The 15,418-nt window shown below is 63.9% G+C and carries 11 protein-coding genes and 1 tRNA gene; 6 read left to right on the top strand and 6 right to left on the bottom strand.

Going from position 1 to position 15,418, the window contains the following annotated elements:
- Window positions 1-18 precede the first annotated feature (18 nt).
- The 6 genes from mnmD to IB257_RS18995 all read left to right on the top strand — a co-directional run bounded on the left by mnmD (window position 19) and on the right by IB257_RS18995 (window position 7,348).
- Complete coding sequence (gene mnmD, locus IB257_RS19020; RefSeq protein WP_192354712.1) at window positions 19-1,890, top strand: tRNA (5-methylaminomethyl-2-thiouridine)(34)-methyltransferase MnmD; 1,872 nt, start codon at window positions 19-21, stop codon at window positions 1,888-1,890.
- A 272-nt stretch (window positions 1,891-2,162) separates the two neighbouring features.
- A complete protein-coding gene (locus IB257_RS19015; protein ID WP_054457579.1) occupies window positions 2,163-4,388 on the top strand; it encodes a TIM-barrel domain-containing protein in 2,226 nt (741 codons plus the stop codon).
- A 199-nt stretch (window positions 4,389-4,587) separates the two neighbouring features.
- A complete protein-coding gene (locus IB257_RS19010) occupies window positions 4,588-5,676 on the top strand; it encodes a methionine ABC transporter ATP-binding protein (RefSeq protein ID WP_054457578.1) in 1,089 nt (362 codons plus the stop codon).
- Window positions 5,633-6,286, top strand: coding sequence for a methionine ABC transporter permease (locus tag IB257_RS19005; protein WP_042796433.1), 654 nt, complete (start codon window positions 5,633-5,635; stop codon window positions 6,284-6,286). Before IB257_RS19010 ends, IB257_RS19005 begins: the two co-directional genes overlap by 44 nt.
- A 55-nt stretch (window positions 6,287-6,341) precedes the next feature.
- Window positions 6,342-7,139, top strand: coding sequence for a MetQ/NlpA family ABC transporter substrate-binding protein (locus tag IB257_RS19000; protein WP_054457577.1), 798 nt, complete (start codon window positions 6,342-6,344; stop codon window positions 7,137-7,139).
- 133 nt (window positions 7,140-7,272) lie between these two features.
- A tRNA-Lys gene (locus IB257_RS18995) sits at window positions 7,273-7,348 on the top strand.
- A gap of 194 nt (window positions 7,349-7,542) precedes the next feature.
- Here the strand turns inward: IB257_RS18995 and IB257_RS18990 are convergent.
- The 6 genes from IB257_RS18990 to IB257_RS18965 all read right to left on the bottom strand — a co-directional run bounded on the left by IB257_RS18990 (window position 7,543) and on the right by IB257_RS18965 (window position 15,057).
- Entirely contained in the window at window positions 7,543-9,177 is a 1,635-nt protein-coding gene (locus IB257_RS18990) for a methyl-accepting chemotaxis protein (protein ID WP_192353533.1), read from the bottom strand.
- Window positions 9,178-9,359: 182 nt separating this feature from the next.
- Window positions 9,360-11,102: a diguanylate cyclase gene (locus tag IB257_RS18985; RefSeq protein WP_125472045.1), complete on the bottom strand. Its 1,743-nt coding sequence runs from the start codon at window positions 11,100-11,102 to the stop codon at window positions 9,360-9,362.
- A 71-nt stretch (window positions 11,103-11,173) separates the two neighbouring features.
- The gene (locus IB257_RS18980; RefSeq protein ID WP_175163501.1) at window positions 11,174-11,440 is read right to left on the bottom strand and encodes a transposase; all 267 of its coding nucleotides are present in this window, start codon (window positions 11,438-11,440) and stop codon (window positions 11,174-11,176) included.
- A gap of 88 nt (window positions 11,441-11,528) precedes the next feature.
- Window positions 11,529-12,620 carry a M14 family metallopeptidase gene (locus IB257_RS18975; RefSeq protein WP_125472047.1) on the bottom strand — a complete coding sequence of 364 codons (1,092 nt, stop codon included), beginning with the start codon at window positions 12,618-12,620 and terminating at the stop codon, window positions 11,529-11,531.
- Entirely contained in the window at window positions 12,620-13,711 is a 1,092-nt protein-coding gene (locus IB257_RS18970) for a M14 family metallopeptidase (protein WP_192492677.1), read from the bottom strand. Before IB257_RS18970 ends, IB257_RS18975 begins: the two co-directional genes overlap by 1 nt.
- Window positions 13,711-15,057, bottom strand: coding sequence for an MFS transporter (locus IB257_RS18965; RefSeq protein ID WP_125472049.1), 1,347 nt, complete (start codon window positions 15,055-15,057; stop codon window positions 13,711-13,713). Before IB257_RS18965 ends, IB257_RS18970 begins: the two co-directional genes overlap by 1 nt.
- Window positions 15,058-15,418: the final 361 nt, after the last annotated feature.

Genomic DNA, 15,418 nt, shown 5'->3' with positions numbered 1-15,418 from the left:
TCTGCCGCCGCCGTTTCCATGTCCTTCTCCTATGCCCCCCTGATCCCCGCCAAGGCTGAATTCGACGCCGATGGCCGGCTCTACAGCCCCGCTTATGGCGATGTCTACCATTCGCCGTCGGGCGCGCTGGGACAGGCGGAACACGTGTTCCTGCGGGGCAATGGCCTGCCTGAGCGTTGGCGCGGACGCCGCGCATTCACCGTCTGCGAAACGGGTTTCGGACTGGGACTGAACTTCCTGGCTCTCTGGAAGGCATGGCGCGACGATCCGCAGCGCAGCGCCGCGCTGCACGTGGTGTCGCTGGAAGGGCATCCCTTTGAACGCGAGGACTTGGCGGCTCTCTTGACGCGTTATGCGCCCGAGCCCTTGGCCGGTCTGGGGCGACAACTGGCGGCAGCATGGCCGGTCTTGTTGCCCGGACTGCATCGCCTCGAATTCGAGGGCGGCGCCGTCACGCTGACGCTGGGCTTTGGCGATGCGCAGGTCCTGGCGTCCCGTCTGCGCGTCGGCGTGGACGCGTTCTTCCTGGACGGCTTCGCGCCTGAACGCAATCCGCGGATGTGGGAATTGCCCTTGCTGCGCGACCTTGCCAAGCTTGCGGCGCCCGGCGCCACGCTGGCCACCTGGGCCTGCACCGGCGAATTGCGCCAGGTCTTGCGGACGGCGGGTTTCGAGGCGCGGCGCGCGCCCGGCTACGGCGGCAAATGGCATATGACCGTGGCCACTGCGATTGCCCCTGGAGGTGCGGCCGCGGACGTCCCGCACGCGGAGTCCCGCTACGCCGTGGTGGTGGGAGCGGGGCTGGCGGGAGCCGGCATCGCCCAGGCGCTGGCCGCGCGCGGATGGCGTGTGACCGTGATCGACGCGGGCCGGGTGCAGGGCGCGGCGGCGCACGCAGGGCATGTCGCGGCGGCCTTGACGCCGGTGGTGGCGCGAGACGACAACGCGCGGGCGCGCCTGTCGCGCGCCGGCAGCCTGCGCGCGCTGGCGCGCTGGCAGGGTTTGCCGGCAGGCGCGGCGCCCCTGGTCTGCGGCACGGTCCAGCTTGAGCGCGACGAAGGCCGGTCCGCGGCCTTGGCCGGCACCCTGGAGACCCTGGCCTTTCCCGAACACTGGGTGCGCCAGGTCAGCCGCGACGAAGCCAGCGCCTTGGCCGGCCTGCCGCTGGCGCGCGGCGGCGTGTATTTCGGACAGGGCATGCTGCTGCGGCCAGACTTGTTGATAGAGGCCCTGCTGGCGACCGAGGGCGTCACGGTGCTGCCCGGCACGGCGGCCAGGGTCGAACGCGCCGGCGCCGGCTGGCGCGTGCGCGATGCGGAGGGCGCTGAACTGGCGCGAGCCGATACCGTCGTTCTGGCCAACGCGTTCGGCGCGCGCGCCGTGCTGGCAGACAGCGGCTTGCTGGATCCCTTGCCGCGCGTGGGCCAGATGCACGCGCTTGCGGGAGAAGTGACGCTGCTGCCTGCGCAGACGCTGCGTGGCGGTCCTCGCTGCATCGTGGGCGGCGAGGGCTATCTGCTGCCCGACGTGGGCTCTGGCTGCGTGGCCGGCAGCACCTATGTGCATGGCGCGGCCGAAGCGCGGATCGGCGCCGAGGGCCAGCGTGTCACCCTGGACAAGGCTGCGGGCCTGCTGGGCGGAGGCTTCCCCGAATTCGAATCCCTGGAGCCCGGCAGTCTGCCGGGCTGGGCCGGATGGCGGGCCGTGCTGCCCGGACGCTTGCCCGCCGTTGGAGAACTACCCCACGCGCCGGGCCTGTGGTTGGCCATCGGCTATGCATCGCGGGGGCTGTCTTGGTCGGCGCTCATGGGAGACCTGATCGCCGCGCGTCTGGCTGGGGAGCCGTCGCCTTTGGAAACCGATCTGGCCCAACTTATTTCGCCACGATGAAAAAAAGCCGAAAGGGGCGCCGGGAGCTTGTCCCGGGTGGCGTAGAATGGCAGGAATTGCCGGGATTTGGCGCCAAATTGGCCTGAGTTGGCCGCGAACCTGGCATTTTGGCGGCTCGACGGCCGCTCCTCTTGGGGGGCGCTGGCCGAAGGCTTTAGACCCCTTTTATGGATGAGATCGCAGTCCAAATGAGGGACCGAGTTTATTTCAAAGCCCAAATCCGTCAAAATAGCGTCTTTTGATGGTTTTTGGCTTAAGCCGGGGGATGCTCTGTGCCGCCCAAGTTCGACTTTGCCCATACTACCCAGCTCGAAAACGTCGAGCTGCTGACGTCCCGCCCCAGTCGCATCGATTTCGACGCGGGCGATGGGTTGCATCTGGTAGTCGAGGCGCATGCGCCTGGCGTCTTTCGCCTGCGCTGCGGCGAGGCTAATCACCTTACCGATGACAAGCCCGGCGCGCGTGCTCGCGCCGTGGCGGAAATGCTGCTCGCGCGCCAGGAGGCCGTGGGCGAAGCCGTTATCGCTCCGCGCGACGACGGGGAGGGCTGGCGGATCACCCAGGGTGACGTCTCCCTGGAAATCCTGTCCAACCCCGTGCGCGTCGCGATCTACCGCAACGACGAACGGGTGTTCGAGTCCGAGGTATCCGCGCATACGCCCGCATTCGGGCACAACGCGCTGGACCAGGCCGACGACGCCGTCTGGACGGCGGGTTTCACGCTGCAGTCCGACGAGCGCATCTATGGCCTGGGCGAAACGCCGGGCGATCTGAACCGCCGCGAAGAATCCGTGGTGTCCGACGACCCCGAGCACCGCGCCCTGCCTTTGGCATGGAGCCCGCGCGGCTGGGGGGTCTACGTCAACACCATGCGCCGCGTCGAACACTCGGTGGGCGTGGCGCCTGCGGACTCCGCCTATGTGCTGACCGTGGACGACGTCGTGCTGGACATGTTCCTGTTCGCTGGCGAACCGGGCGAGATCCTCAATCAGTACACCGCCTTGACCGGCCGCGCGGGCCAGCCTTCGCTGTGGGCGATGGGCGCGTGGCTGCAGCAGGCTCCGGGCGAAATGCCCACGGACACCGTGGCCTTGGTCGCTCGCATGCGCGAAAACCAGATTCCGGTGGATGCCGTGACGCTGGCGCAGCCTGCGGCCTGGGGCTTCCAGTCGGACAAGACGGTTTTCGAATGGGACGCCCAGCGTTTCCCGGACGCCAAGCAGATGCTGGCGCTGTTCCACAAGCACCATGTGCATGTCGCCGCTTCCGGCTTCCCGGGCGTGCTGAAGACCAGCCCGCTGTTCGAGGAACTTGAAGACCGCGGCTGGCTGTTGGCCAAGGACGACGGTTCGGCCCAGGTGTTCGACGGCACCGCCGCCACCTCGGGACAGCCGTACGGCCTGCTGGACCTGACCTACCGCGACATCTACAACCTGTGGGTGGAGCGCCATCGCCAATTGGTCGAAGACGGCCTGGACGCGCCCGCGTGCGACGCCCAGATCGCCATCCCCGACGGCGTCACGGCCCGCAACGGCGAAACCGGTCCTGCGCTGCGCAGCATGTATCCGCTGCTGGTGCGCCGCGCGCTGTTCGATGCGGTCGCCGGCCTGAAGGTGCCGCCGGAAGGCGTGGTGCCCAGCTCCGATCTGTTCCCCGCCGCCCAGCGTCTGCCGTGGCAAGTGGGGCCGCAGGTTGAAAACACCTGGGAAGGGCTGCGTCACACCCTGCGCACCGCGTTGTCGATCGGCGCCAGCGGCTTGCCCGTCCAGGTGCATGGCATCGGCTCGGCCGCGCGCGACCGCGCCGGCATGACGCCCGAGCTGTACCTGCGCTGGCTGACCGCCGGCGTGTTCTCGTCGAACTTCGCTTTCCAGGGCGTGGAAGGCCTGATGCCATGGGACTTCGGCGAAGAAACCCTGGCGCATGCCAAGACCTGGATGCAGTGGCGTTACCGCCTGGTGCCTTACGTGCTTGGCGCCATCGAGGACTCGGCGCGCACCGGCTTGCCGGTGCAGCGTTCGATGGCGATGTCGTTCCCGAACGATCCGCACGCGCATGACTGGGACCTGCAATACCTGCTGGGTCCGGCCCTGCTGGTGGCGCCGGTGACCGAACCCGGCAAGCAGGTGCGCGTGTACCTGCCCAAGGGCGAGGCCTGGTGGGACCTGAACACCGGGCACCGCTACGAAGGCGGCACCACCTGGACCATCGATTGCGAACTGGGCCAGTTCCCGGTTTTCGGCCGCGAAGGGCACATGCTCTGTCTTGGACCGGCGGCGCAGCATACCGGCGAGTTCAACTCGGCCCGCATCCTGGACGAGGTCTGGATGTTCGGCATGCCGGTGCATAACCCGGTCGTCATGCGCAACAAGATCCGCGTGATGCAGATGCAAGGCTCCAGCTACATCAAGGGGCTGGAAGGCCTGCGCATCTCTCCGTCCGAGGGCCTGGAAGTCAAGCGCCGCGGCGCGGAAGTCCGCATCTCGCGCGCACGCTGAAAAAGCCGGCTGCGGCCGGTCCGGCACAAAATGGGCAGTCAGGAAGGCTTTCCTTCCTGACTGCCCTTTCCGCGTTATGGCGTGTGCTCCTTAGGGACGCAACCGGGCGCGGGTACGGGCTCTTATATTACTTGTAGTTATAAAAAATGAAAGAAACAGTCGTTCTCTGTAGAAGAGAAAAGATACAAAATCGCTTGCCATGATTCAGATCGAGAACCTCTCCAAGACCTACGCCACGCCGCACGGACAATTCCAGGCGCTGCGCGGCATCAACCTGCATATCAAGCAGGGCGAGGTCTTCGGCATCATCGGCCCCAGCGGGGCCGGCAAAAGCACGCTGGTCCAGTGCATCAACTTGCTGGAGCGGCCCAATGAAGGATCGATCGCCATCGGCGGCCAGTCCCTGACCGGCTTGAACGAGGCGCAGTTGCGCGAGCAACGCCGCCGCATCGGCATGGTGTTCCAGGGGTTCAACCTGCTGTCGCGCCGCACGGTGTACGGCAATGTTGCGCTGCCGCTGGAAATTGCCGGCGTGGCCAAGGCCGAGATTCCGGCCCGCGTCGAGCGCCTGCTGGCGCTGGTGGGCCTGGAGCATCTGCGCGACCGCTATCCCAGCCAGATCAGCGGCGGCCAGAAGCAGCGCGTCGGCATTGCCCGCGCCCTGGCCAACAATCCGGACGTGCTGCTCAGCGACGAAGCCACGTCCGCGCTGGATCCGGAAACCACCCACAACATCCTGGCCTTGCTGCGCGACATCAACCGCAAGACCGGCGTGACCGTGGTCATGATCACGCACCAGATGGAAGTCGTGCGCGAGGTCTGCGATCGCGTCGCCGTGCTGTCGCAGGGCGAAGTCGTCGAAATGGGCAGCACGCGCGAAGTGTTCGCGCAGCCGCGCCACGAAGTGACCCGCGCCATGGTGTCGGCCGCCACCGCGTCCGACCTGACCGACGCCACGCTGGCCGCGGTCAAGGAGCGCATCCAGGCGCTTGCCGCCGCCAAGCCGGGCCAGGCCGTGCGTCTGCTGCGCCTGTCGCTGACCGGCACCGACGCGTCGGGCTCCTTCCTGTCCGACCTGTACAAGCAGTATTCGCTGGACGTGGGCCTGATCCAGGCGCGCGTGGAAGACATCCAGGGCGTGGCCGTGGGCACGATGTTCGTGCTGGCCCAAGGCGCGCCCGCATCGGTCAAGGACGCGATTGCCGCGCTGGCCGCCCGTGACATTACCGTTGAAGAAATAGCTCATGAGTCCGCAACTGATCGACCTGCTTATTACGTCGCTGCTTGACACCCTGCTGATGGTGGGCGTGGCCAGCGCCATCGCGGTGGTGATCGGCATTCCGCTGGGCGTGATCCTGACGGTGACGGCCCGCGGCAACATGCTCGAGAACCAGTCCGTCAACCATGTGCTGGGCGCGGTGATCAACGCCACGCGTTCGGTGCCGTTCGTCATCCTGATGGTAGCGATCATCCCGTTCACGCGCCTGGTGGCCCAGACCTCCATCGGCACCACCGCCGCCATCGTGCCCTTGTCGGTCGCCGCGATTCCGTTCATGGCCCGCATCGCCGAAAACGCCATGCGCGAAGTCGACCCGGGGCTGATTACCGCGGCGCGCGCCATGGGCGCGTCGCCCATGCAGATCATCATGAAGGTGCTGCTGCCCGAATCCTTGCCCGGCCTCATCGCAGCCACGGTCGTCACTGTCGTCAGCCTGATCGGTTATTCGGCCATGGCCGGCGCCATCGGCGGAGGCGGCCTGGGCGACCTGGCCATCCGCTACGGCTACCAGCGCTTCCAGTCCGACGTGATGGCCGCAGTCGTCATCGTGCTGATCGTCCTGGTCCAGGTGATCCAGAGCCTGGGCGACCGTTACGTGCGCCGCATCTCGCATCGCTGATCCTGCCGGCGCCGCATCCATTTCTCCTCACTTCCGACATTCGGGATACTGCAACATGAGCATCAAGGTTTTGAAGTCGCTGGCCGCGTTCGCACTCGGCGCCGCCGTTTTCGCCCAGCCCGCGCTGGCCCAGGACAAGCCGCTGAAGATCGGCGTGACCGCCGGCCCGCACGCCCAGATCTTTGATGTGGTGAAGCAGGAAGCCGCCAAGCAGGGCCTGAACATCCAGGTCATCGAATTCACCGACTACGTGCAGCCCAACGTCGCGCTGTCCTCGGGCGACCTCGACGCCAACAGCTACCAGCACCAGCCCTATCTGGACAACGCCAACGCCGACCGCGGCTACAAGCTGGTCAGCATCGCCAAGACGGTGATTTTCCCCATCGGCATCTACAGCAAGAAGATCAAGTCGCTGTCCGAGCTGAAGGAAGGCGCCCGCATTGCGCTGCCGAACGATCCGACCAATGGCGGCCGCGCCCTGCTGTTGCTGCAGGCCAACGGCTTGATCAAGCTGCGTCCCGATGTCGGCCTGAAGGCGACCCCGATCGACGTGGTCGAGAACCCCAAGAAACTGCGCTTCATCGAACTCGACGCTGCTCAGTTGCCGCGCTCGCTGGATGACACCGATGCGTCGGCCGTGAATACCAACTTTGCGCTGGAAGCCGGCCTGAATCCCGCCAAGGACGCCATCGCCCAGGAATCGCCCGACTCGCCGTACGCCAACGTGTTGGTCGTACGTGAAAAGGACAAGGACCGTCCCGAGTTCGCCAAGCTGATCGCCATCTATCACAGCCCGGCCGTGAAGCAGTTCATCGAGACCAAGTACAAGGGCGCGGTGGTGGCCGCCTGGTAAGCCCAGCACCGCCAGCTCCAGGAACGGCCGCCGCGAGCGGCCGTTTTTGTTGCTCGGTGGAAGTTTTGGGCTGGAGCCTTGCACCGAATTTTGACAAACGGCGCCAAATCGGCCATAATTTCTGGCTTCGGTCGGGTTGTTAGCTCAGTCGGTAGAGCAGCGGACTTTTAATCCGTTGGTCGCGAGTTCGAGTCTCGCACAACCCACCACCCCAATTCTCGTACAAAGCAATGGCTGTCCAAGCATTGCTGTACTCAAGAAAAACGCCGCTATTTCTAGCGGCGTTTTTTTTTTGCTTCTTGATCATTGTGGTTCATGACCTGGCTATGGACTCGGCTTGTGGCCGGGTTGAAGCCGCTGCTGGACCGGCGCGCGTTGCAGCCGGTCCATTCGTGTTGCTCTCTTACGTAGAGGCCGCAAACGCGATGAGGGTCGGCTCCGCCATCGGCACATGCCGCGGGGGCTGGGACGATGCCGTCTTGAACACTTCGACCGCATGTAGCAGGTCGCGCGCCTGTTCCGCCATGGAATGCGCCGCGGCAGCGGATTCCTCGACCAATGCCGCGTTCTGCTGCGTCACGGAGTCCAGTTGGGCGATGGCGACGTTGACCTGTTCAATACCGATGGCTTGTTCGCGCGACGCGGTGGCGATCTCTCCTGTTATTGTCTTCATGCGCATCACCGAGGTCACGACGTTCTCCATGTCCCGGCCAGCCCGCGCGGCGAGATCCCGTCCGGCCTGGACCACGGAAGTGGAGGTCTCGATCAGGTCTTTGATTTCCCTTGCGGATGTGGCGCTGCGTTGAGCCAGCGCCCGGACCTCGCCGGCGACCACGGCGAAGCCGCGGCCTTGATCCCCGGCCCTGGCGGCTTCCACCGCAGCGTTCAACGCAAGTATGTTCGTCTGAAATGCAATGCTCTCGATCAGCGACACGATCTGAGCGACCTTTTCGGAGTTGGCGGAAATCTCTGTCATGGCTGCGAGCATCTCGGACACCACGCTGCCAGCTTTCTCGGCTGCCTTGGCTCCTTCAATGGCTACTTCGTCTCCGCTTGCCGCGTTGTCTTGATTCAGTCGCACGGTGGACGTCAGCTGTTCGATGCTGGCGGCTGTCTCTTCCAGAGAGGCGGCCTGCTCCTCGGTACGGTGCGACAGGTCTGCATTGCCTTGGGCAATCTGACCAGCAGCCGTCGAAATCGACGAAGCCGACGATTTGATTGCATCGACGATTCTGGATAGACGTGATCGCATGGATTCCAGACCATGCATCAAGCTGTGGTCATAGCGGGAATCGAGCTGCAGTCGGCTGGTCAGATCGCCATCCGCGATGCTTACCGCCAGGACTTGTGCATCGCCGGGATCGCCACCCAGCTGGCGCAGGATGCTGCGCGCCGTGAGACAGCCAGCAAGCACCCCAAGTAGCAGCGCGATCATGACGGTCGTTCCTACAGCCCATTGCAACTGGTTCGCGAACGTTCGGGTATCCGCCGCGCGTGCGTCGTTGATCTGCGTTTCGAGCGCCGCGAGTGTGGAAAGCGTTTCCTGGAGCACGCGTTGCTTGGGCCGCAGTTCCTCTTCCAGCAGATGTTGCGCGTTCTGGCGGTCGCCGTTCAATCCTTCTTCCATGACACGCACGAACTGCGAACGCATGTCTTGTTGTGCAACGCCGGCGGCGGCGAACAGACGCCTTTCCTCGTTGGTGGTGCCAGAGCGGCTGGAGAACATGCCGCCCAGCTTGTCTCGAGATTCGTTGTAGAGTTTCTCCGCTTCATTTGCCCGCAGTAATTCGGCCTTCAGCACCGACGGATCCGTGAGGAGCAGAATGTTGCGGATCGCGATGGCCTGTTCCTGGACTTGGTAGCGCATGTCGATTGCCAGGCGCCGCTGTTCGTTGTTGATCGAGGTGATCTGATAGACATCCTGCTCCAACGCCCGGATGCCAAACGCGCCGAGAACGCCGGACACCAGCAGCGCCACCATGATCATCGCAAAACCCATGGCAAGGCGAGTACGCATCTTCAGCTTTGATGGCTTCATTTCAGTTTCGCTTTCAAAAATGGAATCTCTGTATTCGGTTCACGCTGTCCGGACTATACGGACGCGCTGCGCGCGACAAAAGACAGAAATTTTGTTCCGCCAAGCACTTTTTCCTATTTTGTAGGCGACCGTAGATCACGCCGCGCAAGCCCGCGCGGCGCAGGTGAAAGCCATCCATCGATTTATCGCGCCGGGTTGTCGGACTGCGTGATGACGCAGTTGCGGCCAGAGGCCTTGGCGCGATAGAGCAGTGCGTCCGCTTGCTTCAGCAACGCGTCGATATCGCTGATTTCATCTGCCCGCGCGCAGACCACGCCAAAGCTGCTGGTGATCGACGTTATGGTCCTGCCGTCGGCAGGGACCGTCAGGCGTTCGATGCGGCGGCGCATGCTCTGCGCCATTGCGCTTGCTTGCGCCATGCTGGGAACCGTGCATAGCACCGCGAATTCTTCGCCGCCGATGCGCGCAACGATGTCGGTGCGCCGCCATGTCTGATGGCATGCCTGGGCCACCGCCACCAGCACGTTGTCGCCGCCGGCGTGGCCGTAGGAATCGTTGATCCGCTTGAAATGATCGATGTCGAAGACGATCAAAGTCAGCATCTGTTCCAGCTCATGCAGGCTTGCGCACAAGGCTACGGCGCGGACGTGAAATGCGCGACGGTTGAGCAGCCCCGTGAGGAAGTCTGTCTCCGCCAAGGTCGCCAGATCGGCGATGAGCCGCTCGCGTTCATGCTCTGTCCGGGACTTGGCGATGGCGTCCTCCTTCAATCTCTGAATGGCGTCGAACAGGCCGCGGACTTCCTTCCGATAGCCGGCGCCGGAGATTGGCGCGGGGGCGTTGTCATTGATGGAGTTGATGATTTCGGTGGCCACGACGAATGGTCGTATCAGACGCCAGCGGAACTTGGTGAATCCCCAGGTGGCGGCCAGCAACAGCACGATGGCGACCGCTGTGGTCGTGACCAGTTCCGTCACCGCGTTGACGCGTTGCCGTTCCAGGAGCTTTTCCAATACGCTCAGCACTTCATCGCGGAAGTCGACGATGGATTGCATCAGCGGAACATAACGCTCCTGCGTGCCCGCCTGCGGACTGGGCGAGTCAGCGCTTGAAGGCGGCGTGTGGCGCAAGGTTTCGATGTACTCCAGGCCTGCGCCAAAGTACTCAAACTGAACTCGGGGATAAGCGCGCGTCTCGAGGTCCGCATGGGTGGAAAGCTGTACTTCAAGCAACGCACGCAATTGCGAAACGCGTCCAAGCTGCTGTTCGATGCGTTGCGTTTCCAAGTCACTGAGAGGGCGACGCTGAACCTGTGCGGGCATGAAGGAGGATCCCAGCAGGCCGGCTTGTTCGCGCAGGCCTGCAGCAAGCATGGCAATGGTCATGAGGCCGGGGCTTTCGACTTCATGTCGGATCACGACGGCCGAGTTGTCGAGCGCGGTTTCCTCGAGAGCGGGAATGAGCCCGGCCATGATGACCACCACGTCATTCAGCTCTTGCGCGCTGATCAGCGCACGCGGCCTGGCGATGAGCCGATCTGCGGCGGCGCGGTGTTGGACCAGGGTCCGCGCGATGTGCTGGATGGTGGCTCGGACATCCCTGCAACTGTCGCAGCTGCGGGTTCGGTGCAGTTCCAGCAGCTCGGCAATTCTGTTGTCGCTGGCGTTGCGCGCGAGTTGTAGTTCTTGCTGTCTGGCCTCGGAAACCGGCTGGCCTTCAATCAGCGCCGCATTCATCGAACCGCGTTCCATCAGGACGGTAGCCATCGCCTCCAGCGTGCCCTGGACGACGCCCAGGCTCGACATGGCATCGCGCGCCGCCGCGTGGGCCCGCCAGCTATGCGTAAGTTGAATGCCTATCAGCGCGCTGACCGGGATGAGCACGCCGATGACATAGGCCACCGTGTAGCGGTTCAGGGATTTCAAAAGAACGGTGCGGACGAAGAGATTTCAACAGGCGGGAGGGGTAGCGGCAGACTTGCCGCGTCGCGCGCGATTCACTCCTTGGCTCCGAGCGTGTCCTGCAGTATCACTTTGTTGAGCGCCAGGATGGCGATAAGGCGTTCAAGCCGGTTGCACTCGCTTTCCAGCTTGTTCAGCAACTTCAGTTCAGAGGACGCAAGCCCGTCGTAATGCGTCTTCCACTCGTGGAAAATCGCTACGCTCACGCCCATGCGCTTGCAGATGTCAGACATCGGCGTGCCAAGCGTCGCCTGTCTCAACGCATGCCTGATCTGTTCTTCCGTAAAGCCCAATCGATCCATGTTATGCACCCCCCGTATCCTGAGACGAAGTCAATTCCTTTCAAACCATGAGCGCGTACACCCCGCGCAATCGCTTTGACTCATTGCGTCAAGCTACCTGCAAGCCGCGTAGCGCCTGTAGCACTGCAACCCGGGTTTGTCCCAGCACCATGCCGTGCCAATTCGCCTCGTTGCAATAGAACGCGTCCAGCGTGGTCTGCAGGATGGTCCGCCGCAATTCGTCCGGCGCTTCGGGGTGCGCGTGCAGCCAGTTCCTGCCGCACAACGCATGCACCATGGCGTCGAAACGGACAGCCCCGAAAACAATGGCCATCGACGTCGGCAGCGACAAAGGACAGGCCTGATAAATCAGATCGGCAAGCTGGCCGGAGATATCTACCGACACCGAGTTGCCTTGATAGGGAACGGTGATGTCGCTTCCCCACCACTGGCGTGCGCGCGCCACTTCGGCGTCGTCGTGGCGGCCGGCGTAGAGTTTTTCGCCGTGGCCGCGCGGTCCCCAACCGGTGTGCACGTCGATCCAGCCGATATGGGTACGCGTACGCGCATGCTCGTGCAGGATACGGCGCAGGTTTTGCAGCGATGCCGCCGGACGGTCACCGCCATAGAACAGGCCGTTGGCGTGCGAATACTGGCCCCGCGAGACCGCTTGCGCGAATGTGGACTGCCCGTGTTCGGCGATGTACTGGGCGATCAGTTGCTGGTTGGATTCCGTGGGGGGCCATTCCTCGGGCAGCAGCAGGTCGTGCAGCCTTGCGTATTCGGGGTTTGCCGGTAGCGGTCGTCCGTCGAAGGGCAGTCCGTTGCGGTTCAGGTCGATGTTGTACTCGTCCGTCCGGGCGATCCAGGAATAGCCGTAAGGATTGACCGCATGCACCAGCAGCAAGGCCACGCCGGCCTCTCGTGCACGGGCCAGCATGACGGTATCGTCGAGCAGCGCGAGCTGGCACCCGGAGCCGCAGAATCCTTCCACTCCCAGCACGGCGGATGTCATGATGAGAATCCGATCGGCGTCGGGGTCGCCGATGTAGGCGACATCGGTGCTCAATGCCTCGCCTTCGCTGCCGGTCTGGTCGATGCCATAGGAGTGGAACGAATCGGCGAGCGGCCTGGCCGCCTGCGCAAAACGCTCGCGCGCCTGGGCGTAGCTGCGGGAAAAGTAGCTCGCGCTGGTTCGCATCAGGCCTCCTGTAAGCCGGACAGGGCTTGCAGAACGGCCACGCGGCTTTGGCCCAGGATCATGCCGTGCCAATCGGCGGCGTTGCAGTAGAACGCATCCAGCGTGGCGTTCAGGATGGCGTCGCGCTTGGCGTCGTCGGCCTCTGGATGAGCGAGCAACCAGTTGCGGCCGCGCAGCGCTTCGATCATGGCGTCAAGGGGAACGGTGCCGAATTCCAGCGCCATCGGCGTGTGCAAGGCGTTCGGACAAGTCTGGTAGATCAGGCCCGCCAACTGGCCGGTAATGTCCACCGATGCGGAACTGCCTTCGTAGGGAACCGCGATATCGCTGCCCCACCATTGGCGGGCCCTGGCGACCGCGGCAGCGTCGCGGCGGCCCGCGTAGATTTTTTCGCCGTGACCGCGAGGCCCCAATCCTGTATGTACGTCGATCCAGCCGATATGCTTGCTGCGACTGCCGTGCTGTTGCAGGATATGGCGCAGATTCAGTAGCGACGCAGTGGTGTGGTTGCCGCCGTAGAACAGGCCGTCGGCGTGCGTGTACTGCCCGCGGGTCACGACCTGGGCAAAAGCCGCCCGGCCGTGCTCGGCGATGTAGGCTTCGATTCGCGCGATGTTCGACGGGGCGGGCGGCCATTCCTTGGGCAGCAGCAGATCGTGTACTTCGGCATATCCAGGGTTCTGCGGCAGGGGACGTCCGTCGAAGATCTGGTCATTGCGATTCAGGTCGACATTGTCTTCGTTCGTACGCGCCAGCCAGGAAAACCCGTAAGGGTTGATTGCGTGCACGAGCAGCAAAGCCACGCCGGCCCTGCGGGCGCGTTCCAGCATGGCGGCGTCGTCCAGCAGGGCCAGTTGGCAGCCCGAGCCGCAAAAGCCTTCCACGCCATGCGTGGCGGAGGTCATGATCAACAGCCGTTCCGCGTCCGGCGGACCGATCAACGCGACATCGGTTGCCAACGCTTCGCCTGCGCGGCCCGCGGGTTCGATGACGTAGGAGTGAAAGTGCGTGGCCAGTGGTTTGGCCGCGAGCACGAAACGGTGGCGAGCCTCTTCGTAGCTGCGCGAGAAGTAGCTGGAACCGAGCTGCATCAGGCCTCCTGAGCGTCGATGTCGTCGTGGGTGCGGTCGTCGATCCAGAACAGCACCACTGTTGAAAGAGCTATCGCCACCATCAGGAACCACGCCGGCGCCATGGAGTTGCCGGTCACGTGCAGCAGCCAGGTCACGAAGAACTGCGCGAAGCCGCCGAACACGGAGATGCCCAGTCCGTACACGACCGACATGCCCGTCGTGCGTACGGCCTTGGGGAAGAGTTCGGGAAGCATCGTGAATGCCGGCGCCGACTGCAGCGCCACCAGTACCGCAAACAGGGCGACGAGCAACATCAGCCGTTCGGTACTGGGTGCGGTCATCAGCCACTGGAAGCAGGGCAGCAGGACGATCAGGGTCGCCAGACGCGACCAGAAGATCACGCGCTTGCGGCCATAGCGGTCCGCAAGCATGCCGACAAATGGCGCAATCAGGAAGCCGACAGCGCCGAACACGACGCTTGCCGACAGCGTGGACGTCGCCGGCAAGCCCAATTCCCGGTTGGCATAGGCTGGCATGTAGAAGCTGAGGATCTGCGTGCTGACCATGCCGCCGATGAGCAACAGGATGCCCTTGAGTATGGTGACCTTGTAGTCAGCGAAGACGCGGCGCAAAGGTTGGTGAGTGGTGGCGCGGTGCGCGGTCGCGCGTTGCGGTTTGCCGGTGTTTTGAGGCGAGCTGGTCAGCGTTTCTTCGAGGTTCCGGCGGATGTAGGCGCCCACGGGCACGGTCAGGATGCCGATCACGAATGGCACGCGCCAGCCCCAGGCCTGCATCTGTTCCGTTGTCAGCCCCATGGTCAGCAGCGTCACGACCAGTGCGCCAAGCATTACGCCCAGCGACTGGCTGCCGAACTGCCAACTGGAATAGAAGGCGCGCTTGCCTCGTGGCGCATGTTCAACCAGCAGGGTGGTGGAGGCGCCGACCTCGCCGCCCGCGGCGAAGCCCTGGATCAGTCGGGCCAGCACCATCATGACCGGGCCGACCATGCCCATTTGCGCATACGTGGGGGCCACGGCGATCAAGGCACAGCCCAGGCCCATCATCCACAGCGTCAGCGTCATGGCCGCACGGCGGCCGTGGCGGTCGGCATAGGAACCGATGAGCATGCCGCCCACGGGGCGCATCAGGAATCCGACGCCGAAGGTGGCGGTGGTCAAGAGCAATTGGCCGTAGCCCGAGGCGGCCGGGAAGAACAGCGGGCCGAGCACCAGCATCAGAAAGGTGAAAACGGTGAAATCGAAGAATTCAAGTGCGTTGCCGATGGTGGTGCCAGCGATGACGCGCCGGCGCATGGACGGCGTGTGGAGCGCGTTGGACGCGGTCGCTGCGATTGCGATAGACATGGTTTCCCCTGGTGTCTGGTGAGAGGTGCGCCGATCCGTGGTCCCGGGCCTTGGGCTCGCCTCTCGAAGGGCACTATACGGATGCCCTTGGATAAGAAAAAGAAAGAAAATTCGATTTGGTGAACACTTTTTTATATAGAGCAGCCTCCCTTTCCCCCAGTGTTTTGATCTGGTCGCCAACATGGAATGGCGATTCAGATTCGGGTGTGACGCCACAGGCGCGTCAGTGTCGTCATGGGGCGGCCATGCCGATCGGCAGGCATGGTTTTCCCTGGTGTCTCTCGGGGGGGGCGCGGTCTGTGCATCCGGGTCTCGGCCCCCCTTCTTTGAGAGGCACTATAAGGACGCCTTGAAATAAGAA

The organism is Achromobacter sp. ACM03 (assembly GCF_014851665.1).
GTDB lineage: Bacteria > Pseudomonadota > Gammaproteobacteria > Burkholderiales > Burkholderiaceae_B > Achromobacter > Achromobacter aegrifaciens.
The sequence above is the reverse complement of the archived record's forward strand: the minus strand, read 5'-3'. Positions and strand labels throughout refer to the sequence as shown.

Excerpts from the sequence above, each read along its gene's own strand:
- mnmD (WP_192354712.1), top strand. The coding sequence starts at position 19 with ATGTCCTTCTCCTATGCCCCCCTGATCCCCGCCAAGGCTGAATTCGAC.
- IB257_RS19010 (WP_054457578.1), top strand. The coding sequence starts at position 4,588 with ATGATTCAGATCGAGAACCTCTCCAAGACCTACGCCACGCCGCACGGA.
- IB257_RS19005 (WP_042796433.1), top strand. The coding sequence starts at position 5,633 with ATGAGTCCGCAACTGATCGACCTGCTTATTACGTCGCTGCTTGACACC.
- IB257_RS19000 (WP_054457577.1), top strand. The coding sequence starts at position 6,342 with ATGAGCATCAAGGTTTTGAAGTCGCTGGCCGCGTTCGCACTCGGCGCC.
- IB257_RS18990 (WP_192353533.1), bottom strand. The coding sequence starts at position 9,177 with ATGAAGCCATCAAAGCTGAAGATGCGTACTCGCCTTGCCATGGGTTTT.
- IB257_RS18980 (WP_175163501.1), bottom strand. The coding sequence starts at position 11,440 with ATGGATCGATTGGGCTTTACGGAAGAACAGATCAGGCATGCGTTGAGA.
- IB257_RS18975 (WP_125472047.1), bottom strand. The coding sequence starts at position 12,620 with ATGCGAACCAGCGCGAGCTACTTTTCCCGCAGCTACGCCCAGGCGCGC.
- IB257_RS18970 (WP_192492677.1), bottom strand. The coding sequence starts at position 13,711 with ATGCAGCTCGGTTCCAGCTACTTCTCGCGCAGCTACGAAGAGGCTCGC.
- IB257_RS18965 (WP_125472049.1), bottom strand. The coding sequence starts at position 15,057 with ATGTCTATCGCAATCGCAGCGACCGCGTCCAACGCGCTCCACACGCCG.